Raw genomic sequence first — 23308 nt, 5'->3', positions numbered from 1 at the left:
ACAGCCCGGAATTGTAAAAAAATCTTTCAATGGACGTCTAAACGTTCCAGTCGCAGAAATTTTTCAGCATGGCAAGGCCCACGTCACCGCTCTTTTCCTGGTGGAACTGGCTTGCAATCAGGTTGTCCTTGCCGATAAGCCCCTGGAAAGTCTGCGTGCCGTAGGTCGTCTCGGCGAACGCATATTCCGCAGGCACCACCGGATGGTAGGAATGCACGTAATAGAAGTCAGAGCCGCTGCGGATTCCCTTCATGATCGGGTGTTCGCGGGTGAAGTTCACCTGATTCCAACCCATGTGCGGAATCTTGAGACCAGGTTCGTCCTTGAAGCGCACCGCACGCCCGGGAATAAGGCCGAGAGTCTTCACGCCGCCGTCTTCCTCGCTCTCTTCGAGGATAATCTGGCAGCCGATGCAGATGCCGAGAACCGGATTTCCCGCCTTCACAACAGCCTTGATGGCGTCTCCGATGCCCGTGCGCGTAAGCGTCTCCATCGCAGATGCCGCAGCGCCCACGCCCGGAAAAATCAGGCGGGTCGCCTTCGCGATTTCATCCGCATCGCGGCTCGACTTCGCATCCGCACCGATATGTGCAAGCGCGTTCATCACGGATGTCAAGTTACCGGCGTTGTAGTCGACCACGATAATAGGATTTGCAGACATAGAGACCTCTCTTTGCATGCGCAAAGATAAAAAATTTAGGGAGCAGGGAAAGCGCTACGCATTCAAAAAGTCGAGTGCCTCGCCCGCAAGCTCCACGCAGCGGTTGCATGGGATGACCTTGTTCGGGCGGATTTCACCGCACTTGGTAAAACCCTGGGCGCCTCGCTTGAAAAAATCCTCGATGGCATCCGCATGGTCGGGCTGCATCATCTTTGCCGCATAGAGCGCCCCGCAGGCGCCGTTCGGGGCCTTCCCGCCACCGAACGCACGGAACATCTCTGCCGCCTCAACAGCTTCCGCTTCGGACTTGCCTGTCGCACGCGCATAGCCGTAGGCCACCGACATTGCGCAGTTACCGCGGTGTTCCGCATGGAAGTTTTTCGAGATTGCCGCAACTGTATTCATCTTTTCTGCCATATTCGCTCCTTTAGGAGAAATATACAAATTTTGATATTGCGCACACCCTATCCGCACTTTCCTTGAAATATTTCACTTTATTGTTATTATTTGCCGCAAAAGAGGTGTATAATGAATGGTTTTAAATTCTTTCGCAGTTCGGCTGTTGCGGCAACGTTTTTCGGCCTGACCCTTATCGCATGTTCCAACGACTCGTCGTCCGAGGCTTCGATTCCCGAACCTTCGCAGATCGAGGAATGCGTAGCACCCGCCTTCCTCAAGAAAGGCGACAAGATAGCCCTGCTCTCCCCCTCTTACCACACGCCCGATTCTAACGTCGAGAACACGGCGAAAGTCCTGGAAGACTGGGGATTCAAGCCCGTCATCGGCAAGCACGTGGGTGCCATCTACGCAGGCAAGTACGCAGGGAACGCCGACGAACGCGCCGAAGACTTTATCGACGCGCTCAAGGATACAAGCATCAAGGCCATCCTCACCAACCGCGGCGGCTACGGCGCCATCCACCTCGTCGACCGCGTCGACCTGAAAACCGTCAGGGACAACCCCAAGTGGCTCATCGGCTTTAGCGACATTTCCACGCTCCACGCCATGGAAACCAAGGCGGGCGTCATGAGCATCCATGGCACCATGAGTTCCTTCATCGGCAAGACCGGCGGCGAAGACGACAACAGCATCTACATGCGCGACCTGCTCCTGGGCAAGGTCCCCAAATACAAGGTCCCCGCCAACAAGCTAAACATCAAGGGTAAGGCGAAGGGCGTCCTCGTCGGCGGCAACATGGCGACTTTCGTCCCTCTCGCAGGAAGCCCCGTCGACGTCTACTCCGAAGACGGAATCATCCTGTTCCTCGAAGAACTGGAAGAAACCATGCGCAATCTTGACCGCATGTTCAGTTCGCTCGAGCTCCGCGGAGTCATGGAAAATGTCAAGGGCGTCGTCCTGGGCGAATTCGAGGAATGCGGAACCGACCTTGATTTCGACAGTCCCGAAGCTATGCTCATCGAGCGCCTGAAAAAATACAACATTCCCGTCATGGCCGGATTCCCCGCAGGCCACGGCGACATCAACCTTCCGATAGTCATGGGAGCAACCGTCACGCTCGATGTCAAGGACAAGGAAGCTACGCTCGCATTCAACATCGACGGCGGCGACGAAGTGGATGTCGACACGGACAAGCTGACAACGGGAAAGCCCATGCCCAAGGCTCTCCGCAAGATGCTCTCCGGAAAATCGTTTGACCTAGAATAAATTAAATCGAAATGGCTTAGGCGAAGGTATTATTTCTTCTTGTTCTTTTGAGAAATAATTTCCATCGCCTCGTCATAGAACGGAATATAGTACGGGAGTTCATCGACCAGTTCGAGTTCTCCCTTTTTGTTATAGCCCAAAAGGTAGCGGTCGTTCACGACGAACAGCGGTTCCACCATCTTGAACGGCGAGAATTTCGACAGGTACACCATTTCCTCCGTACTGATAGAACGGATTTTCGGCGTTTCTGACGGCGTTTCCGGAGTTTGTTCGGAATTGAGAATTCTCTGCTTCACGACATTCCACGCCTTCTCCGCAGACTGCTCGTTCTGGGGAATGGCATAGTGGAACTTGAATTTCTTTTTCTTGGTCACCTGGACCTCGAACTTTCCCTTCTGCCTCTTGAACTTGCTCTTGAACGCTTCGTCGTCCTTGATGCTTTCCCAGGATCCCGGCATCAGGAACAGGTACTTTGCCAGCACGACACCTTCGTCGGATTCGAGAGCCTTCTTGAGATCGCCATGGACGGCGACGACAAGCGAATCGCTAGCGACGACATATTCGACATCGTCCGGAAGTTTCTGGTACTTGAGATTTTCAGGCCTGTTGTTATCGGCCTTTCCCGTGTATGCACCACCGGGAATGGCCTTATGGGAAGCCAAGGCTCTCGGACTCGAGGCACAGCCGAAAAGCAAGCTTACGGCCAGCAAGGATATAGCGATTCGAGCAATTTTCATAGCAGACTCCTTTTATGGGACCTGCTCTAGATATAGAAATATCGAAACGGGCGTCAACCGCTAGATTTCTAAAAAAGCCTTCAAGTCGTCCATGCGGCGCTTGGCCATCTCGATTCCATGCTCGTAGGACTCGTTCATCTTGTCCATGTCGGTATCGAACTGGTCGCACAGCTCGATAAGGGGGCGGACCAGGAACAGCCTCCCCTCCTTCTCGAGCTTTTCCATCTGCACGAACATCTTCTCGTAGCGTTTGAGGCGTACCATCAGTGCACGGAAAAGTTCGGGGTACTTGCGCTTGTACATCGGGTTGAGGATGGCGCGGTACTTGCGGAAATCCGTCACGTCCTCGCCCGGGTAATGCGTCGAAACAGCCACCACCTTGTCGCAGCCCTTTTCAAAAGCGCGTTCAAACGGGATGGGAACCGTAATGCAGCCATCGGCATAATGCTTGCCGTCAATTTCGGCCATCGGGAAAATCATCGGGAGGGCGCAACTCGCGCTAATCAGGTCCAGCAGGCGCTTCTTGTCATGCTTTTCGGACTTGAATTCGGCGCGGCCGGTTTCACAGCAAGTGAGACCAATTTCAAATTCAGTCTTGGAATTCCGGTATGCCTCAAAATCGAGAGGCATCTTGCCGTCAGCCGAGAGGTAGTTGAGCGCATGGAATTCCTTCTGGATTCCGATAAACTTGCTTGCCCACTTCTTGCCCTCTTGCAAGCGGGTCGGGAGCACGATAAACTTTAGCCTCCCCTGCTGCTTCGTAATGAAGTTGACCGCCGCGTGTGCCCCGGCCGACACACCGGACACGTAATTGAAATCAATACCCTCGTCGAACCACGTATCCAGCACTCCAGCGCTGAACATCGTCTGGCGGGAGCCTCCTTCTAACACCAACCCCGTCTTCACGCATTCCCCCTATTGTCATCCCCGGCCTGACCGGGCGGACAGCACTTAGAGCTTTGCTCTTTAGTGCGCATGGCCACCAAGGTGGGGATCTGTTCGGACGGTGTTTCCGCCGCCACCGGCAAAACCGGAGGTTCTGCAACGCCGAGCGCACGCTGCTTGAGCGTCCAAACCTTCTGGCGGAAATACTCACTGCGTTCGGCCAGATGCTTCGAAGAAGGTATGCCCTTCACGCGCTCGATTTTCTCGGGTTCACCCACGACTATGCGGGTGCGGCGCCCAATCTTGTAGACACCTTCAAGGCCCACAGAAAGCACGGGAGCGCCCGTACTACGCGCAAGGAAAGCGAACCCCGTCTTGAACTCATTCAAGAGTCCATCATAGCGGCACTTGCCTTCGGGGAAAATAATGACGTTGTTCCCCTTTTCAAGTTCGCGCTTCGCTAGCAAGGCCCATTCGGTATCCAGGTTAAAACGGTCGCAGGGAATCACGCACTTCACGCGCGTCAAAGCCCAGCTGAAATGTGGATCTTCCACCTGGTCCTTCGCCACAACAATGCTCTTCTTGTGGAAAAAGATGGCCAGCATCATGAGGGGGTCAATCATGCTGGTATGGTTCGCGATAATAACAGAGGGAGTCTTGAGCCGCGGAGACTTCACCGTCTCCCCCACGTACTCGATTTTCGGGCGATACGCCACAAGCAGATAAACGCGCACGGTGTATATCACGACCACCATGACAAACTTCATGAAAAGTTCGAACAAAGGATTCTTCTTTTTCATTACTTTCCGAGGCTTTCTTTCGGAATGCTCGTGAACGTCAGCGCACCCTTCGCGTGCACATTGCCGTTCACCTTCACGATACAGTCAAAGCCGACGATGACTCCACCACCCTTCGTCTTGTTCACGGTAATTTCGAGCTGGTCGCCCGGAATCACCGGCTTCACGAACTTGAATCCGTCAATCTTCAAAAGCACGTAGAGGTTCTTTTCGAGGTCCTCGGCGGGCTTCTCGATAACGAGGGAGCAGAGCTGTGCGCAGGCTTCGCAAATGAGGACGCCCGGCATAATCGGAGTGCCCGGGAAATGCCCCATGAAATACGGTTCGTTCACGCTCACGTTCTTGATGCCGGTAGCGGATTCGTTTGGCACGAGTTCCGTGACCTTTTCGATCATCTGGAACGGCGGACGCTGTGCAATCTTTTCGCTGATTTCGAAAATGTTCATCATAGCGAAAGGCCTCCATCGAGCACGAACACCTGGCCCGTCACGTAGGCGAACTGGTCAGACGCGAGCGCAGACACGATGTTCGCGACCTCGTCCGCGGTACCGAAGCGCTTGAGAGGAATCTTTTCCACATAGCCCTTGCGGGTCTCTTCGGGAATGGCCTCGATCATCTCGGTCGCGATAAAGCCCGGAGCGACGGCGTTCACGCGGATACCGAAACCGCCGAGTTCCTTCGCTAGCGTCTGGGTGAGCGAGTTCACGGCTCCCTTCGTGGCGCTATAGACGGCCTGGCCGGCAAGCGCAAACTTGGAGGATACGGAACTCATGTTGATAATCACGCCGGACTTCTGCTTGTACATCTTGACGGCGACCTGCTGGGCGCAGTAGAAGTAGCCCTTCACGTTCAGGTCGAAGCACTTGTCGAGCGTTTCGGGGTTCATCATCAGGAGGTACTCGTCGCGCACGATGCCCGCATTGTTCACGAGCACGTCGATGCGGCCATAGGCCTTGAACACCTCGCGGACCATGACCTTCACCTGGGAGAGGTCGGCCACGTTCGCCTTGTAAATCATGCCGTCACCGCCCTCGGCCTTGATCTGGTCGAGCGTCTGCTGCGCGGCCTCGTCGGAACTGGAGTAGTTCACCACGACCGTGTAGCCGTCGCGGGCAAGACGCAAGGCACAAGCCTTGCCGATTCCCTTCGATGCACCTGTAACGAGAGCAACTTTCATTTTTGAGCCTCCCTATTAAGCATTTTTCCCAAACACGACTGCGCTGTAAGAGCCACCCGCCGCAAAAGAGATGATTAGAATTTTCTTGAGACTGGCCGCATCGGCAGCCTTGCTAGCCACAGAACCGTCGTTTGCAATAAAATAGGCGTTGTCGCTTGCAAGTTCGCCATTCAAAAGCATGGCGGCTTCTGCAGCGGCAAGCGCGGCAGACCCCGCACGGCCTTCACCGACACGTTCCTTGACCTCGAACAGCGGCATCGTGGCGAGTTTATCGCCGAACACACGCTGGAGGGCACCCTTCTCGATATCGTCGATACGCTTGCAGCCGTTCGCGAATCCGCAAACCGCATCGATATCGGCGGCAGAGAGGCCCGCATCGGCCAGAGCGTCGTTGATAGCCTTGTCGAGCGCCTCGTCGGAACCGGCGAGCTTGCCGAACTTCACGTTCTTGCGGCCATGGCCAAACCCGAGCGCGTAGCAGTAGACCTTCGCACCGCGAGCCTTGGCATAATCCTCTTCTTCGAGCATTATAGACACAGAGCCGTCGCCCACCACAAAGCCTTCGTTTTCGGCAAAGGGGGCAACAACATCGCCTGCAGCCACACCGAGCTTCTGGGCGAATTCGGTAATAATCGGCAAATTCTCGTCGGTACCGGTCGCCATCATCGCCTTTTCCTGGCCGTCGTGGATGACGTTCATGGAGTAGCCGATGCTGTCGAGACCGGAAAGCGGGCCCGTAGTAATCGTGACGCCGTAGCCCTTGATGCCGGAGCAAATCGAGAGGTAACCGCCGGCGGCGTTGTAAACCGTGTGCGGGAACTTAAACGCGGAACCGCCCGCATTGCCCGCCTCGGCAATCAGTTCTTCAAAGTCGTAGGTGGCACCGAGACCGCCCTCGCTGGTTCCCACGATAATGCCGATATCCTTCGCGTTATCGTCGGTCACCTGGAATGCGGAATCCTGCAGGGCGCGCATGCCCGAAACCGTCTGGAGCTGGCCCAGGTTGTCGAGTTTGCGGTAGAAAGCCATCTTGATGCCAAGTTCCTTGTAATCCTCGAGCGCGATGGTCGAATGCACCGATGCGCCTTCGGGCTTCTTGCCCGCCTTCACGGCATCCAGGTAGGCAGCCTTGCTGTTGCCGAGCGGAGACACGATTCCAAGACCGGTCACCGCAATCTTCTTCGCCTTCGCAGACTGCGCAGAGACATCGCCCGGCACCTTCGAGAACACGATGGCGGCGTTCGTGCCGCCGAATGCCACGTTGTTGCTCAAGACGCACTTGAGTTCCTTGTGGCGGGCCTTGTTCTGCACAAAGTCGAGAGCGCCCACCTTCTCCTTGAGGGCGGCGGACTGTTCCTCGGTGTACGGGAACGTCGGGAGCACCGTATCGGTCGTAAGCGCCTTGATGCTGAAAACCGCCTCGATGGCACCCGCAGCGCCCAGGCAGTGGCCCGTCATCACCTTCGTCGAACTCACGCTCACGTTCGCGTTGTCTTCGCCAAAGAAATTCTTGAAAGCCGTAATTTCGGCATTGTCATTCTTGCCCGTACCCGTACCGTGAGCGTTCACGTAGCCGATATCGGACTTATCGATGCCGGAGTTCTTGACAGCGCGGTTAATCGCCTCCATCAGGCACACGCCGTCTTCGCGCGGGGCCGTAATGTGGTTCGCGTCGCTCGTGACGCCGGAGCCGAGCACCTCGCAGTATGTCTTCGCGCTGCGCTTCTGGGCATGTTCGTAAGATTCCACGATAACGATGCCCGCACCTTCACCGAGCGTAATGCCGTTGCAGCGGTTGAACGGGGAGCAACCGTTCTCGTCGAGCGCATGAAGCGAAAGGAAGCCGGAATACGGCACGGACGCAAAGGAATCCGCACCGCCCGCAATCACCACGTCGGCCTTGCCCGCGCGGATGAGGTCGCAGGCAACCGCGATGGAAATCGTGCCAGCCGCACATGCATTCGCCACGTTCGTCACGATGCCACCTGCACCGCAGGTTTCAGCCACCTGGGATGCGATGGATGCAATCGGCATCTTCGCAATTTCTGCGGCATCGCGCCCGTGCTGGTGATACTGTTCAATCGAGAGCACGCCACCCACGCAGCTGCCGATGACCACGCTCACGCGCTGGTCGTCGCCAAAATTAGAAAGCCCCGCATCGGCTAGGGCCTCGTTCGCGGCCTTGATGCAGAGCTTCGAGACGCGGTCCTTCTCTTCGGGGGCGTCAATCTGGTCGAGCGTGTCGCACTTGACTTCGGCAGCCAAGTCCGCATAGCAGTTCTTTGTATCTAGGGAAGTCGTCTTGTGGATACCCGAAACGGATTCCAAAGCGCTCTTCCAGGTTTCTTCGACATTGTTACCGACGGCGCAAATCACACCCAGGCCAGTAACAACACAGCGGCGTTCGTCAGGAGTCATATTTTACCCATGGATCCTGTCGGGCCTTTGTCCGGCTAGCTCAGTAACCGCGGCCATCCAGGATGACCATTCTAAAATTAAGCTTTGTGAGATTCGATGTAGGCAGCGATAGTATCGATGCTCTGGAAGTTTTCCTTGGCAACGCCGGTCATGGACACGCCAAAGGTAGAATCCACGAAGGAGATGATTTCGAGGGAATCGACAGAATCGAGACCGATTTCTTCGCCAAAGAGCGGAGTGTCGAACTGGAGCACGTCACCATCGACGCCGAGATCCGACATAAAGAACGACTTGAGCTTGTTTTTCATTTCTTCGTTAGCCATTGTTTCCTCTTTTGTTTATTTTTGCGACAAAGATAGAAATCTTTTTGTAAGTATTTATCGCAAAAACCTTAAAAAAACGACATGTAGGCCCAAAATGGCGATAAAAAGCAAGAAATCGCCCCTACTGTTCAGGGAAAAGCCGCCCATCCTTCAAAAAAGCAATGCAATGAAGAGCCCGCCGTGCAAGGGACTCCTTTCATAGACAACTTATAATTGAACCTAAACTCGCCCCAACCGAACGGAAATTTTGAAATTGCTATTTTTGGGATATGGCACGCGCACGCAAGACAATTACACCCGACCCGTATGCAAAACCGATAGCGAAACCGCTACCGCCTGAGCAGAGCTTGCCAGGAAAGTTAAAGCAGTTCCAGTCGCCCACGCGTGCGAACTTTGAACTCGTTAGCCCCTACGGGGCGGCGGGCGACCAGCCGAAGGCCATAGAGGAACTCACCGAAGGTTTCAAGCACGGGGAGCAGTTCCAGACGCTGCTTGGCGTCACAGGTTCCGGCAAGACTTTCACGATGGCGAACGTCATCAAGAACGTAGGCAAGCCGACGCTGATTTTGACGCACAACAAGACGCTCGCGGCGCAGCTCTACCAGGAATTCAAGGCGTTTTTCCCGCACAATGCGGTGGAATACTTCGTAAGCTATTACGACTATTTCCAGCCCGAAGCGTATATTCCGCACACAGACACCTTCATCGAGAAGGACGCGAGCATCAACGACGAGATTGACAAGCTCCGCCTGCGCGCGACCGCGAACTTGCTCACCCGCAGGGATGTGATTATCGTGGCTTCCGTGAGCTGCATCTACGGTTTGGGTAGCCCGAGCGAATATTTCGACTTGATGGTGCGCATCAAAAAGGGTGACGTTTACGACCGCGACAAGATTCTGCATGACCTGGTGCGAATTCAATACACGAGAAACGATTTCAGCCTGGAACGCGGCAGCTTCCGCGTGCACGGCGACGTGATTGAAATCCACCCGAGCTACGATGAGGAAGGCCTGCGAATCGAACTTTTCGGCGACGAGGTGGACAGGCTCGTTCGCTTCAACATCATTACCGGCGAAGTCACTCAGGAAATGGACGAGATGACCATCGCTCCGGCAAAGCACTTCGTGACCAAGGAAGAAGGCCGCGCAGGAATTTTGCAGCGCATGCAAGTGGAACTGGCCGAGCGCCTTGCGGAACTCGACAAGGAAGGCAAGGTGCTGGAATCGGCCCGCCTTTCGAGCCGCACTCGATACGACATGGAAATGATTCGCGAGACCGGCATGTGCAGCGGCATCGAGAACTACTCCCGCATTATCGAGAACCGCGCACCGGGTACGCGCCCGTTTACGCTTATCGATTACTTCGGCGACGACTGGCTCTTGATGGTGGACGAATCCCACGTGAGCATTCCGCAGGTGGGCGGCATGGCTGAGGGCGACAAATCCCGCAAGACGACGCTTGTGCAGTACGGCTTCCGCCTTCCTTGTGCGCTGGACAACCGCCCGATGAACTTTGCCGAATTCGAGTACATGTACCCGAAGCAGGTGCTCTTCGTGAGTGCCACCCCCGGCGATTACGAACTCACCAAGACGGGCGGCGTCGTTACCGAACAAATTAACAGACCGACCGGACTTCTGGACCCGAAAATCGAGATGTTCCCCATCAAGGGCCAGATGGACGTACTGCTCTACCGCATCGAAGAAGTCGTCAAGAACGGCGACCGCGTGCTGGTCACGACGCTCACCAAGAAGATGGCGCAGGACCTTACCGACTTCTTTGTGGAAGCGGGCATCCGCGCGCGTTACCTGCACAGCGATATCAAGACCTTGGAACGTCACGAACTGATTCGCGGACTCCGTACCGGAGAATTCGACGTACTGGTGGGCATCAACCTGCTGCGCGAGGGCCTGGACCTGCCCGAAGTGAGCATGGTGGCGATTCTCGATGCCGACAAGGAAGGGTTCCTGCGCAACTACCGCAGTTTAATCCAGACCATGGGACGTGCCAGCCGTAACGTGAACGGTACCGTATTGCTTTTTGCAGACAACATGACCGACAGCCTGGAAAAGGCTATTTCCGAAACCGCCCGCCGCAGGGCCGTGCAGGAAGAATTCAACAAGGAACACGGCATTACGCCGAAGTCCGTGACCCGCAAGATTGAAGATGATTTGAGGATTAACGACCCGCTGGGAATAGACGGCGACGATTCCGTCGACGACGATCAGTTCCCTGAACCTGCCGAAGGGAACGAACCCGGAATCCGTCCGATGGAACCGCTGCAGCCCAGTTCTAGACGAAAGAAAGGTTCTAATTACTCCAAGCGCGCGGAGAACGCCAAACTGAGTGCGGCCGTCGGCGCCACCGCAACACGTCATCCTCGCGCAGGCGAGGATCTATCGGCAAAACTTGCCGACCTCGAGCGCCAGATGAAGGAAGCCGCCGCGCGCCTCGACTTCGAAGAAGCGGCCCGCCTCCGCGACATCATCCGCGGCATGCAGGACTAATTTCCAAAACAAAAAATCCCGCGAATTTCTCCGCGGGATTTTTCACATTCGTCATGTTCGCGACAATTACACGTCGACCACTTCAGTCCAGCCGAACGGGTCTTCCGCTTCGCCAAACTGGATAGCCGTGTACTTCGTGAAGAGTTCCGTGCAGACAGGGCCCGGATTCTTGCCGTCACCGTAGGTGAATTCCTTGCCGGCAACCGGATCCACAATCTTCTTAATCGGGGTAATCACGGCGGCGGTACCGCATTCGGCAGTTTCGGAGAATTCAGCGAGTTCTTCGAACGGGACCTGGCGGCGTTCCACTGTGTAGCCGAGGTATTCAGCAAGCTGCTGCAGGCTCTTGTTCGTAATCGACGGCAGAATGGATTCGGACTTCGGGGTCACGTAGGTCTTGCCCTTGATGCCGAAGAAGTTTGCCGGACCGCATTCGTCGATGTACTTCTTTTCCTTCGCGTCCAGATAAATCGTGCTGGAGTAGCCGAGCTTCTTGGCTTCGGCGAGGGAAAGCAAGCTGGCAGCGTAGTTACCGCCGACCTTCACCGTACCCGTACCCTGCGGAGCGGCGCGGTCGAAGTTGCGGCTAATCATCATATCGACAGGCTTGAAACCGTCCTTGAAGTACGGGCCCACCGGAGTCACGAACATCAACAGCAGGTATTCGTCGGAGGGCTTCACGCCGACTTCCGGGCTCGTACCGATGAGGAGCGGGCGGATGTAGAGCGTTGCACCATGACCATACGGCGGAATAAAGCGGGCGTTGGCCTTCACCACTGTGTGGACCATCTCGCGGAACAGCTCGACCGGCGGCACGGCCATGAGCACGCGGTTCGCGGTGTTCTGCATGCGCTTGGCATTCTCGTCGACGCGGAAGATACGGACCTTGCCGTCCTTGCCCGTGTAAGCCTTGAGGCCTTCAAAACCTTCCTGGCCGTAATGCAAGCAGGTGGCGGCCATGTGGATGCTGATGTCCTTGGAAGAAGAAAGTTCGACCTTGCCCCACTTGCCATCGCGGTAGTAGCAGCGGACATTGTAATCGGTATCGTAATAACCGAAGGGGAGCGTCTTCCAATCGACAGTGTTCAAATCAAGCATAATTTAACCTTTTTTGCAGTTTGTGCATTTTTAAAGGTATCATTCGGTACCGCACAAAAAATACAATTATAAATGCGTTTTTGGCTCAATTTATCATGAAAAAATAAAGAAATATTGGGTATTACCACTCGAATCCTGTTAATTCGTCAATTTCTTTTATAGTCACCGAGCCATCTTCTTCTGAATAGTATTTTACAATTCCTACATGTTTTCCATTTTTGTATTTCACTTCAAGAGACTTCTTCCCAGAACGGAAATGTTTAATTTGCATTCCTTCCATCAAACCATTTTTGTAATGATTAACAATGTACTTTTTTCCCGAAGGAAAATAGCGTTTGTCATATCCATTCCTAAGCCCTTGCGAAAATTGAATTTCGCGAGCTAGCTTTCCGTTAGGATAATAAGTTTTTAAAAGGCGGACTGACTGCGGCACAAGGACATTTTCGCTCGGAACCGGAATATCTACAACATAAATTCCTTTTTTAACATTTTCGGGAATCAGCTCTTTATTTGAAAACTCATAGACTGAATCAGTTTCACATCCCTTCTCCACAATGAACTTTTTCAATGATTGAACCTGGCCAAACAAAACAGAGCTTGTTTTTAAAATCAGATTCTTCGTATGGTATTGTACTTTTTCCGCATAAAAAACAACGGAATCAGGATTGCCGCACCAATTCAAATGCCAACCAGCACCCATCAAATCAACATGCCTCGATTGCAGGAAAATACCACCACCGGCGCATCCACACAAACCGGACAATTCATTCCATTCTGTCGTTTTGTTTATTTCGTATAAAGAATCATCAACCGCATTAAAAAGAGAGGCAATCGTCGAGTCTCTCCTCAAATCAACAGCATTTAACCAAAGCCCGGCATCACACGCAGCCGAAAGCGAGAAAGCACTAAAAACGCTAATCAATATTTTTGCAAACATATTCAAAAAAAATTACTTCCCCGCCGATTTCACTGCACGATCCATGGCCTTGAGATATTTAGGATTTATATATTTTTTGATGTCTGCATAATCCAGGAATATTCTGGCTGTTGGAGTATTGAACTCAACAGGGACAATTTCATCCATTTTATTGAAAGAGAACCACCAAGAAGTCGGAAATTCCTTTATCCCCGAGAAAGGGCCCATTGCAACGGAATGGCGCAAATAGCTACGGAATTCCTCGCCAAACTTTTTTGACTGCTCTTTTATTCTTGTTGTATCAACAAGAAATCCTGCCAAATATAGGTTGTGGGAGTTGACGAACTTCATAAATCCAGCCTTGTCCTTTATGAGATCTTTTGCAGAGATTTCCGTTCCTGTTTTCCTATCAAAAACAGCAAAAATGTTATTTGAGTTACCCCGCATTGATTGATCCTCGAAACCAAAGGAAATCAAGCCATCACCCAGTTGCAGCAACATACTTTTTCCATCTCTGTGTTCCGGAATCCATTTTTTGACACCTTCGATAACCAATGTGTCCAAGTCTCCTTTATTATGGCCGAACATAATATCAAGCATACGATTTCGAATTTTCTTGGTATTGGAGCAGCCCTTCAGTTCCATGGGAATGAAAACATCCCTATCATGAGGAGAACTGTTAACTCTCCTAAAATGATATTTCTTTATCTTGTCGCCATATGCGTTTGTCGTCATCGATATGGTATAGCCCTTATCTCTAGCCATCAAGGATTTTGCGTAATCCGTCAGTACAAAGTATACACTATCGTTCTTATCGACAATATGCGAATCAGTCGAGTCATCATAAAATACTATACCGTCTTTGTCAATTTTGTCGACTTTTACTAAAGTTACAGAGTCTCTACCATATTCAAACTTCACCCTATTGCTCGGCAACAAGTCCGAAACTTGTATTCGTTTTCCGGATTCAACGTCGTATAGTTCACACATTTGATTATCATCGCCCCAGTCCCGGAGCACTTTTGCTTTTACAATTCCATGAGCTGCTGAAATTTTCACGCCTCTAGTAAAAGTCTTTCTTTTACTATCAGAATAGCGATTGATTTCAGCATTAAACGCGGCCGTGTCCGAGCCCTGAACAAAAACATCGTAGCCTTTCATTTGACTCAATTTGGCCACTACTTCATCAAGGTTTTTCGCACCCTTTGTTTCGCCAAACATTAAAGTTTGAAGAGAGTCATCATATTTACTAGCGCCCGCTACGAAATTCGCCACATCCTCCTGCAAATATTGGTTACTGAGGAAAGCCTCAGCCTCCTCGTTGTAATACAGTTCAATTTTTAAAAGATATTCTTCATACCTCTGTTTCTCGACTGTTTTACGGTCAACATACTTTTCATAGAGGGAGTCTAAGTCTAAATGATCATCGGCCATAAATAAACTATCAATCAATCGATCAAACTTGGCTTCATCCATGCCGTTTTTATAAACTTTCACCTCTGTAGTGTAAGGCTTCACCTCTTTAGACCTTAGCAACACCGACTTCGTGACATTAGGTACTTCCCCGGCAAGCGAACCGTTTACCATGAACAAAATGGCTACGGCAATCAACAAAAAATTTCTTGTCCTCATATATTCTCCAAAACTTCAAACAAAATAGCAACTACGTGTGTTTTTGATGATTTTTTATTTCTTCAATCGGCTTGCACGTCTTTGAGGCAACGAACAGAAAACTCGTAGTACTTGTAGTAGTTGCCCGGGCCCGCAGAGTCGCTGTAGTAGTCCAAGCACATGCCGTTCGCGCCGCTGCTATCGCCCTCAGTAGAACTCCAGAAGTACGCGCGGTCGCCCTCGTAGTTAAAATCCCCATCGTAGTTCCTGCGGCCAGCAGGCAACGCCGAGAAGGCGTAGGCGTCCGTCCCGTTGCCGCTACTGTTCCAACCGTTTGTGGACTTGAGCATCTTGCCCGCTGTACTGGAACCGCCAACTGCAGTGAACAAAGTTTCAAATTCCGCTTTTGTTGGCAGGTGCCATCCCTCAGGGCATATGCCGCGTACTGGATAAGTAGGAGAGCATGTTGTACCATAGCCACAGCCCTTGCTATTCGTACTCCATGTTCCCACGCTGTCCATCGCTGCTGCCCAGGTGTAAAGGCGTCCGTACTTGGTGCAGTTGGCAGGGTTATCGCCATAACACCAGCTAGTGGAATCGAAAGTGTAGCCGCTATAGTTATAGGGAATACCAATGTATGCGTAGTTCAGGTTCTCTGCCATCCAGGTCTGCGTACCGATGGTGACCGTCTTGTAGGTCTTGCCATCGCGTTCATCAGTCATAGTTCCCGCAACTACAGTCGATGGTTCTACGTACCCATCACTCGACGAAGACTCCACAGAACTACTGCTGGGTTTAGTACTACTACTGGACACACTTGTCTCGCTATCGCTCGACTTCGGTGTGACGCTGGACGAAGACCCGTCCGAAGGGCGCGTCGCAAAACTGCTGTCGTCGTCGCCACAAGCAACCAGCACCGCCGCCACAAAGCTAACCATCAAGAATTTCTTCAAGGCCATAAACAACATTCCTGCGCTAAACATGCATGAATATACATTAATTTTTATAGGCTCCCCGAAAAAAATCTATCTTTGACCGCATGGAAAAGAAGCACCCTCTCTATTTTACGATTCATGGTCACTTTTACCAGCCTCCCCGCGAAAACCCCTGGACGGGCGTCATCGAGAACCAGCCCTCCGCAAGGCCGAACCACGACTGGAACGACCGAATAGCGAGCCAGTGCTACAGTCCCAATTCCGCGAGCCGCATCTTGAGCCCGCACGGGCATATCGTAGACATTGTCAACAACTACGAGTACATGAGTTTCAACATGGGTCCAACCCTCATGGGCTGGATCCGCACGAACACGCCGGATACCTACAAGCGCATCCAGGAAGCCGACAAGAAGAGCATCGAGCGTCTCGGGCACGGCAACGCGATTGCGCAGGTCTACAACCACATCATCATGCCGCTTGCAAGCGAGCAGGACAAGCGCACGCAAATCCGCTGGGGTATCGAGGATTTCAAGTTCCATTTCGGTCGCATGCCCGAGGCCATGTGGCTTGCCGAGACCGCCATCAACTTCGAGACGGTGGTGGAACTCATCAAGGCGGGCATCAAGTTCACCATCCTTTCGCCCACGCAGGCCGATAGCTTCCGCAAGTTCGACGACGAGGAATGGACCGGGTGCAGCAACACCGACATCGATACGACGCGCCCCTACCGCGTGTACCCGCGGGACAAGGACGGCAATCTCGTATGCGACGGATTCCTGGACGTATTCTTCTACAACCCGTGGCTTTCTTCTGCCGTAGGGTTTGAACACCTTCTGCGCGATGCAGGCACGTTCGGCAGGCGCATTGCCGACGCCTGGGACGAGAACCGCGAAGACGCGCAACTCGTGAGCATCGGTACCGACGGCGAAAGCTACGGTCACCACGAGCCCTTCGGCGACATGTGCGCCGCCTGGCTCTACAACCGCTACGCTCCCGAACACAAGATGGTGCCGGTGAACTACGGCTGGTTCCTCGAGAAGTTCCCGCCGCAGCACGAGGTTATGCTCAAGAACTTCTACGGCGAAGGATGTGCATGGAGCTGCGCCCACGGCGTGGGCCGCTGGTACCGCGATTGCGGCTGTTCGACCGGCGGCGGACCCGACTGGAACCAGAAATGGCGCGGACCCCTGCGTGACGCGTTCAACCACCTGAAAAAGCTTGCCGACGACGTTTTTGTACGCGAGTTCGAGAAGATTTCGAAAATCGGCCCGTGGGATGCCCGCAACAACTACGTGCAGGCGCTCGTCGCACCCGAAGACAAGTCCCGCGTGGAGCAGTTCCTCAAGGATACCGTCAAGGAACCCGAAAACGAGGCCATGAGCGCGAAGGCAATCCGCCTCTTGGAAATCCAGAAGTTCTGCCTGTTCAGCTTCACGAGCTGTGGCTGGTTCTTCAACGACATCGAGGGCCTGGAACCCGTACAGAACATGCGCTACGCCCTGCGTGCCATGGAACTGCTGGAACCGTTCCTGCCGTTCGGGCACAACATCAAGAGCGAGGTGCTGAGTATCCTTGCCCGCGCCACGAGTAACGAACACAAGTGGAACGGAGCCGAGGTCTTTACGCGCTACGCCGAAGACGCGGTCCCCGTAATCCTCAAGGAAATGGCCGAACGCGCCGCGATATTCCACCTGGAACTTGAACAGGATTCCGACAACACGAACTCCCGCATGAAGGCCGAGAAAATTTCTAGCCGCAGGCGCCAGACCCTCGTGCGCGTGACTTACGAAGACAAGTTTATCGGCGAAAAGCGCGAGACGACAAACCTCGTGATTACCGACGCCCTCGGGCGCGTGAACATCGTGGTGGCGATGGGGAGCATCGAGGAGAACGGCCTCAAGTTCGTGGAAAACCCGAATATGGGGACCATCGAGCTCAGGAACCTGTTCCCGACCGCCTACGTAGTGCGCATGCGCGACCTCATGAGCGACTCGCTGCAGACCATCAACAAGCGCAGCACGCAGAAACACCTTGCGAGCCTCACGGAATCGTTCTCGAGTTTCGCGCTGAATCACGGCATCTCCATCGACAGCCTTGCCGACCCCGATCACACGCTGCCCGACACCATGCGAAAGATTCTCTCGCTCGAACTCAACGCCCGCATTCACCACGAGGCGCTCAAGCTGCTCGAAGGTCCGGACTCTAACCTCGTGAAGGAAATCCAGGGGCTCATGGACGAGGCGAACAGGCTCGACACGAACCCGAGTTTCGGCGGTACGGGCCGTATGTTCTTCCGCAAGCTGAGTGCCCTCATCGACGACGTTTACGCCAAGATCGACGAATCTACGGTCAAGTACATCACCGACCTCATCACGGTTGCCGACTGGCTCAAGCTCGGCATCGACAAGACGAGCCTCGAGAACAAGGTATTCAAGATTTACAAGCAGTTCAAGGAAGACCCGAAGGGCAAACTTGCTGCGCTCAAGCCCATGTTCGGCTGGCTCAACTTCGAGGTGGACAATGTATAGGAAGTCCAGCAAACCGCTCATTTCCGCACAGGAGATAAACGAACGGCTGGACACGCTCGGCAAGGACGTGGCCGCGTTCGGGTGCGATATCGTAATTACCGTACTTTCGGGCGGATTCATTTTCAGCGCCGATATCTGCAAGCGTATCGCGACGCCGAAACTGCAACTCGCCTTCATACGGGCATCTAGTTATGGCAGCGGCACCGAATCGAGCGGGAGCCTCAAAATCACGGGGCTCGAGAACATCGATATCCGCGGCAAGAAGGTGCTCGTGATAGACGACATTCTCGATACCGGCAACACGATGTTCGGAATCAAGCAGGCCCTTGCCGGCATGGGCGCGAAGGAAATCAAGACCTGCGTGCTGCTCGACAAGCCCGCCCGCCGTACCGCGGACATAACCGCCGACTTCGTGGGTTTTGAGATAGAAAACAAGTTTGTCGTGGGCTACGGGCTCGACTACGCGGGCGACTACCGCACATTCCCCGAAATCTGGACGATGGAGGAAGACGATGGCAAGTAACGATTTTGAAGACGTCAGGCTGCATGCCACACAGACATTCGAAGCCGTCGAACGCAGCTACAACAAGATAAGCCGCGGCAAGCGATTCCTTATCAACGCTGCCGTGTGCCTCCTGTTCTTCATTGCGGGCTTTATCGTGAGCAAGGTCATAAACGACGTGCCCTCGCAGGGAATCATCGAGAAGGTGGCAGCGCAGCCCGACCTCAAGAACAAGTGCAAGGGCCGTTACGACCGCCCGATGGAATACGCCATCATGCACGAATGCGTGTTCGCGAAGGGTACGCCTTCCGATGACCTGAAACTCGTGCAGCGCATCAACTACTGCACCTGCGCCCTCCAGAGCGTACAGGCGAAAAAGCCCTACCAGAAGATGTTCGAGAACAACCTGGTCGACTTCACCTTCAAGATTCGCGAAGAGAACCTGTGCCAAGAAGAAAAGAACATTCCGGTGCTAGACAGCAACGACGCGGAGAAGTAGCAGGCAGGCGGGGTAGGCGGTTACACGATGGATAGGAACCTGCAAAAAGCGGTTGACGGAACCCGCATCACTCCGGCGGAAGCGCTCGATATCCTAAAAAACGCCCCGTGGACTGAAGTGGTGGAAGCGGGAGACGCGATTCGCAGGCGCATGAACCCCGGAAACCGCGTGGGCTATACCGCGTTCCGCATCGTGAACTACACGAACGTGTGCGAGGTGACCTGCAGCTTCTGCAGTTTTTGCAGGCCGGCGCATAGCCCGGAAGCGTACGTGCTTAGTTTGGACGAAATCCGCCGGAAGACTCTTGAAGCGAAGGTGAAAGGCGCCGACCAGATTTTTTTGCAGGGTGGCGTGAACAAGGAAATTCCCCTGAGTTATTACACCGACGTGCTGAAGATGCTCACGCAGGAAATGGGCGTGAAGGTGCGCGGTTTTTCGCCGGTCGAACTCGTGCGTATCGCGGAATCCAACAACATTACTTTGGACGAACTGCTCGACGTTTTGAAAGAAGCGGGCCTCAGTTCCGTTCCGGGAGCAGGCGCCGAAATCCTCAGCGACCGCATGCGCCAGATGCTGAGCCCGAGAAAACTCCCCGCACAACAGTGGTGCGATACTCTCGCCGCCTGCCACAGGAAGGGTTTACCCGGGAGCGCGAACATCGTCTTCGGGAGCGTCGAGACCGCAGAAGAAATCATCGAGCACCTGAACTACGTGCGGAGCACGCAGGACAGGGCGCCGGACGCCGCCCACGGATTCAAGAGTTTCGTGGTATGGACGTTCCAGCCGCAGACCGACAAGTTCCCCATCCGGCACGTGCGCGGCGACGAATACCTCAAGCTGCTCGCGCTCAGCCGCATATTCCTCGACAACATCCCGCATATCGAGGTTTCGCTCCTCGGGATGGGCCTCTCTCTCGGGGAACTCGGGCTCCATGCCGGCGCCGACGACATCAACAGCATCGTGATAGAAGAAAACGTACTGCAAAGTCACGGCCTCACCACCATCGAGGCGGCTGAAAAGTTCATTACCGACGCCGGTTTTACCCCGTACCGGCGCAGTTTAAATTTTGATTAAAGCATAAAAAAACCGGCCCGTTTTTTCAACGGCACCGGAAATCACTAGAGAGAGATATCTAAAAAAAGAGCCGAGCGTCGATTAGGCGCGTTTGGCGTACTTCTTGAAGCTCTTGACCAGCAGGGCAGCGAGAATGCAGTACATATTAACCTTTCTATCCTTTATTTTTGCTTTTTATCGCCGTTTTTCACTTCTTTTCCAAACAGCGCGCCAAAATTAACAAAAATTTACTAACGCGTCAAGGGGAAAAATTATATATATTTAAATAATTTACCCACTCCATTTTTTCTCGCATCCCTACATCCCTCGCCCTCTTCCCCCGAACGCCCAATTCGAATCCTTCTCGTTGGTTTTCTCCCTGAAAAATTGGTATTTTTGGGGCATGAAACAGATTATCGTATTCTGCCTCGTCCTGGCTGCCATAGCCTCCGCGCGGCCTTCCCTGCAACTCGACAGGGAACGCGTAGAAGCGGGCAAGACCTTTGGACTGCAGCTTGTATACCCGTTAAGCGATTTGCCCGAAAACAGGAGCGGTTTTTCCATCGACACGCAGAACGGTTTCACGTTCCTTGGCATGGACAGTACCGACCAGGTGATGCGCCCCAGCATGGAAGAAATGTTCAATTCCTTCTGGGGAGGCGGAAGCCGCGGCGCCTACAAGGCCCGCATTTACACCTTCAAGCTAAGGGCCCCCAAAAAGACAGGGCGCCTGAACATCGGCAAGGTCATGATCGAATTTGAAGGGCAAAAACAACCCATCTCGGGCGAAATCCCCGTCAACATCCAGCGAGCCTATAGCGACGATGCGCTCACAGTAAGCCTCACCCCAAGCAAGCGCACCATTTACGAAGGCGAACAGTTCTACGTGACACTAGGATTCTACGCCTACGAGCACTTCCAGGGCAACCTGCAGGCGACCGACATGAACACGGGCAACGACTTCATCGTCCACAGGAGCGATATAGCCGGCATCAAGTTCGAACCCGTTGAGAATAACCGCCGCGAATTACAGGCGAGTGCAAAGTTCGCATGGCTCAGCCCCACCAAGAGCGGCAACCTGCAAATTCCGCCGTTCAAGTTCAAGTACACCAAGCGCGGCGAACCGAAGATTGTCGAAGAAAACAAGCAGATGGGCGGCATGTCGTTCCATTCGCAGAGCATCCGGCAGGAATCCGTCGAAGCCGAAACCCAGACCCCCACAGTAAACATCACCGTGAAGCCGCTTCCCACCGAAGGCAAGCCTGCGGACTTCAGCGGGATGGTGGGTAACTACAGCTTCAGTGCCGACTTTGACCGCACCGACGTGAAGGTGGGCGAAGCGCTCACGCTCTCCGTGGACATCAAGGGCGACGGAACGCCCGGTACCATTACCGACCCGAAGTTCCCCGACTTCAGCGACTTCCGCTCCGTCCCGCCCGAAAACAGCATCAGCAAAAAGGTCGCGGGCAGCAAGGTCATTACCAGCAAGAGCATAAAAGTTTTCCTCTACCCCAAAAAGAAGGGCGACTTTACCGTACCCGAGATTACCTACAGCTGGTTCAACCCCGCAAAGAAGAAGTACGAGACAGCAAAGGCAGGCCCCTGGAACATCCATGTGGAGAAGGGTGAAAATGCCCCCGAGGCAGTATTCCAGAACCCCGTCGCCGCAAGCGGCCCCGCCGCCGTGCAAAAACAGGAAATCGAATCGCTAGGTTCGGACATCCGCTTTATCCACCAGGTCAAGGGCACAGGCAATACCGCACCGTACAAGAGCATCCTTTACTGGGTTCTGATGGCGGCCGCCCTTCCCTTCTATTTCGTCGTGACATGGATTATCCGCAAGCGCCGCAAGCACAATAGCGACACGGCCCTGGTACGCAAGGGCAAGGCGAACAAGATGCTCAAGGCCCGCTTCGCAAGCGCCCGTGACGCCCTGGCGAAGGGTGACGCGAAGGCTCTGTACGCCGCACTCGAAAACGGCCTCATCGGCTACCTGAGCGACCGCACCAACCTGGAATTCAAGGGCATGACCCGCCCACAGATGAAATCGAAACTCGAAGAACTCGGCGTGAAGGCAGAAACCATCGAGGCCATCGACAGCTGGCTCGAAAAGTGCGCCTTTGCGCGGTTTGCCCCGGTGAACCCGAACGAAAGCGAGCAGAAGCAGATGCTTGCCGACGTAGAAAAACTTTGCGAGGAGATCGACGTATGAATTTCATGAAGTACATTTTTCTGGCACTTTGCATCGCTGCGGCATCGGCCGTAGCCGCCCCCGACTGCGCGGGCATTGACGCCGGCACGAAGGCCTATAACGGGGGCGACTTCGAGCGCGCCATCGACGAATGGCGCACCTGTGCCGACAACGGCACACCTGATGCCGACCTGCTTTACAACCTGGGGAACGCCTACTTCAGGAGCGGCAAGATTGGTTTCGCCATCTTCTATTACCGTTCGGCCCTCAGGCTGCGCCCGGGTGACGATGACATCCAGCACAACCTCAAGTTTGCGCAGGCCATGACCCGCGACAAGGTGGACGAAGACGAAGAAGAGAACCCCATCCTCTCCGGCCTCTTCAAGTTACACCACGCGCTTTCCCTGAAGGCCCAGCTCATCACGCTGCTTGCTATTTTCTGGTTCATTGCGCTCATCGGCATTGCCGGCCGCATCGTCATCGGTGAACGCGCCAAGAACATCTGCACGGGCGCCATATTCGTGCTCACTGCAATTTTCTGCGTCATCGGTTCCAGTGCCGCCTACAAGATTTTCGTGCTCGAAAAAGACATCTGTGGAGTTGTCACCGCAACCGACGCCGACGTGACAAGCGCCCCGAGCGACAAGTCGCAGACGCTCAATACGCTTTCCGAAGGCACCACGTTCGAAGTCATTTCCGAACAAGGCAACTTCGCAGAAATCCGCCTCGGCGAAAAGATCAAGGGCTTCGTAAAGCTCTCCGAAGTGGGGATTATAAAATAAGACCTTCGGCTAACTACGTTAGCCTC

At 53.9% G+C, this 23308-nt stretch carries 21 protein-coding genes; 8 read left to right on the top strand and 13 right to left on the bottom strand.

Annotation, left to right across the window (positions count from 1 at the left end; all coding sequences use genetic code 11):
* Positions 1 to 37: 37 nt before the first annotated feature.
* A complete protein-coding gene (gene hisH, locus B4B27_RS00315) occupies positions 38 to 661 on the bottom strand; it encodes an imidazole glycerol phosphate synthase subunit HisH (protein ID WP_290722567.1) in 624 nt (207 codons plus the stop codon).
* Positions 662 to 715: 54 nt separating this feature from the next.
* Positions 716 to 1078 carry a hypothetical protein gene (locus B4B27_RS00310; RefSeq protein WP_290722566.1) on the bottom strand — a complete coding sequence of 121 codons (363 nt, stop codon included), beginning with the start codon at positions 1076 to 1078 and terminating at the stop codon, positions 716 to 718.
* Between the two features lie 111 nt (positions 1079 to 1189).
* Between B4B27_RS00310 and B4B27_RS00305 the strand changes: the two genes are divergently transcribed.
* Entirely contained in the window at positions 1190 to 2326 is a 1137-nt protein-coding gene (locus B4B27_RS00305) for a S66 peptidase family protein (RefSeq protein WP_290722565.1), read from the top strand.
* Between the two features lie 29 nt (positions 2327 to 2355).
* Here B4B27_RS00305 and B4B27_RS00300 read toward each other — a convergent pair whose 3' ends face one another.
* The 7 genes from B4B27_RS00300 to B4B27_RS00270 form a co-directional block, all read right to left on the bottom strand.
* Positions 2356 to 3063 (bottom strand): hypothetical protein, encoded by a 708-nt coding sequence (locus B4B27_RS00300; RefSeq protein WP_173380835.1) that lies wholly within the window; start codon positions 3061 to 3063, stop codon positions 2356 to 2358.
* A 60-nt stretch (positions 3064 to 3123) separates the two neighbouring features.
* A complete protein-coding gene (locus B4B27_RS00295; RefSeq protein ID WP_290722685.1) occupies positions 3124 to 3954 on the bottom strand; it encodes a patatin-like phospholipase family protein in 831 nt (276 codons plus the stop codon).
* An 11-nt stretch (positions 3955 to 3965) separates the two neighbouring features.
* Positions 3966 to 4748, bottom strand: a complete 783-nt coding sequence (locus B4B27_RS00290; RefSeq protein ID WP_290722564.1) for a lysophospholipid acyltransferase family protein — start codon at positions 4746 to 4748, stop codon at positions 3966 to 3968.
* The gene (fabZ, locus tag B4B27_RS00285) at positions 4748 to 5194 is read right to left on the bottom strand and encodes a 3-hydroxyacyl-ACP dehydratase FabZ (protein ID WP_173365777.1); all 447 of its coding nucleotides are present in this window, start codon (positions 5192 to 5194) and stop codon (positions 4748 to 4750) included. Before fabZ ends, B4B27_RS00290 begins: the two co-directional genes overlap by 1 nt.
* On the bottom strand, positions 5191 to 5922 hold the full coding sequence (locus tag B4B27_RS00280; RefSeq protein WP_173365778.1) for an SDR family NAD(P)-dependent oxidoreductase: 732 nt from the start codon (positions 5920 to 5922) through the stop codon (positions 5191 to 5193). The genes fabZ and B4B27_RS00280 overlap by 4 nt, the downstream gene beginning before the upstream one ends.
* A 15-nt stretch (positions 5923 to 5937) precedes the next feature.
* Complete coding sequence (locus B4B27_RS00275) at positions 5938 to 8340, bottom strand: beta-ketoacyl-[acyl-carrier-protein] synthase family protein (protein WP_290722563.1); 2403 nt, start codon at positions 8338 to 8340, stop codon at positions 5938 to 5940.
* A 77-nt stretch (positions 8341 to 8417) separates the two neighbouring features.
* Complete coding sequence (locus tag B4B27_RS00270) at positions 8418 to 8663, bottom strand: acyl carrier protein (RefSeq protein WP_173365779.1); 246 nt, start codon at positions 8661 to 8663, stop codon at positions 8418 to 8420.
* A gap of 269 nt (positions 8664 to 8932) precedes the next feature.
* Between B4B27_RS00270 and uvrB the strand changes: the two genes are divergently transcribed.
* Positions 8933 to 11167 carry an excinuclease ABC subunit UvrB gene (gene uvrB / locus B4B27_RS00265; protein WP_290722562.1) on the top strand — a complete coding sequence of 745 codons (2235 nt, stop codon included), beginning with the start codon at positions 8933 to 8935 and terminating at the stop codon, positions 11165 to 11167.
* Positions 11168 to 11233: 66 nt separating this feature from the next.
* Here uvrB and B4B27_RS00260 read toward each other — a convergent pair whose 3' ends face one another.
* The 4 genes from B4B27_RS00260 to B4B27_RS00245 form a co-directional block, all read right to left on the bottom strand.
* Positions 11234 to 12256, bottom strand: coding sequence for a branched-chain amino acid aminotransferase (locus tag B4B27_RS00260; RefSeq protein WP_088638563.1), 1023 nt, complete (start codon positions 12254 to 12256; stop codon positions 11234 to 11236).
* A gap of 130 nt (positions 12257 to 12386) precedes the next feature.
* Entirely contained in the window at positions 12387 to 13202 is an 816-nt protein-coding gene (locus tag B4B27_RS00255; RefSeq protein WP_290722561.1) for a toxin-antitoxin system YwqK family antitoxin, read from the bottom strand.
* Between the two features lie 12 nt (positions 13203 to 13214).
* Positions 13215 to 14813 (bottom strand): hypothetical protein, encoded by a 1599-nt coding sequence (locus B4B27_RS00250; protein ID WP_290722560.1) that lies wholly within the window; start codon positions 14811 to 14813, stop codon positions 13215 to 13217.
* 62 nt (positions 14814 to 14875) lie between these two features.
* A complete protein-coding gene (locus B4B27_RS00245) occupies positions 14876 to 15751 on the bottom strand; it encodes a fibrobacter succinogenes major paralogous domain-containing protein (RefSeq protein ID WP_290722559.1) in 876 nt (291 codons plus the stop codon).
* Between the two features lie 80 nt (positions 15752 to 15831).
* On the opposite strand from B4B27_RS00245, the gene B4B27_RS00240 reads away from it, so the two are divergent.
* The 6 genes from B4B27_RS00240 to B4B27_RS00215 all read left to right on the top strand — a co-directional run bounded on the left by B4B27_RS00240 (position 15832) and on the right by B4B27_RS00215 (position 23282).
* Positions 15832 to 18255 carry a DUF3536 domain-containing protein gene (locus tag B4B27_RS00240; protein WP_290722558.1) on the top strand — a complete coding sequence of 808 codons (2424 nt, stop codon included), beginning with the start codon at positions 15832 to 15834 and terminating at the stop codon, positions 18253 to 18255.
* Entirely contained in the window at positions 18248 to 18778 is a 531-nt protein-coding gene (gene hpt, locus B4B27_RS00235) for a hypoxanthine phosphoribosyltransferase (protein WP_290722557.1), read from the top strand. The genes B4B27_RS00240 and hpt overlap by 8 nt, the downstream gene beginning before the upstream one ends.
* Positions 18768 to 19256, top strand: a complete 489-nt coding sequence (locus B4B27_RS00230) for a hypothetical protein (RefSeq protein ID WP_290722556.1) — start codon at positions 18768 to 18770, stop codon at positions 19254 to 19256. The genes hpt and B4B27_RS00230 overlap by 11 nt, the downstream gene beginning before the upstream one ends.
* Positions 19257 to 19283: 27 nt before the next feature.
* Positions 19284 to 20330 (top strand): CofH family radical SAM protein, encoded by a 1047-nt coding sequence (locus B4B27_RS00225; RefSeq protein ID WP_290722555.1) that lies wholly within the window; start codon positions 19284 to 19286, stop codon positions 20328 to 20330.
* A gap of 382 nt (positions 20331 to 20712) precedes the next feature.
* Positions 20713 to 22521: a BatD family protein gene (locus B4B27_RS00220; protein WP_290722554.1), complete on the top strand. Its 1809-nt coding sequence runs from the start codon at positions 20713 to 20715 to the stop codon at positions 22519 to 22521.
* Positions 22518 to 23282 (top strand): tetratricopeptide repeat protein, encoded by a 765-nt coding sequence (locus B4B27_RS00215; RefSeq protein ID WP_173380824.1) that lies wholly within the window; start codon positions 22518 to 22520, stop codon positions 23280 to 23282. The genes B4B27_RS00220 and B4B27_RS00215 overlap by 4 nt, the downstream gene beginning before the upstream one ends.
* Positions 23283 to 23308 lie beyond the last annotated feature (26 nt).

The sequence above is a fragment of the Fibrobacter sp. UBA2449 genome, assembly GCF_002342555.1.
In the GTDB taxonomy this organism is placed as follows: domain Bacteria; phylum Fibrobacterota; class Fibrobacteria; order Fibrobacterales; family Fibrobacteraceae; genus Fibrobacter.
Note: the sequence above shows the minus strand (reverse complement) of the source record. Positions and strands in the feature narration are given on the sequence as shown.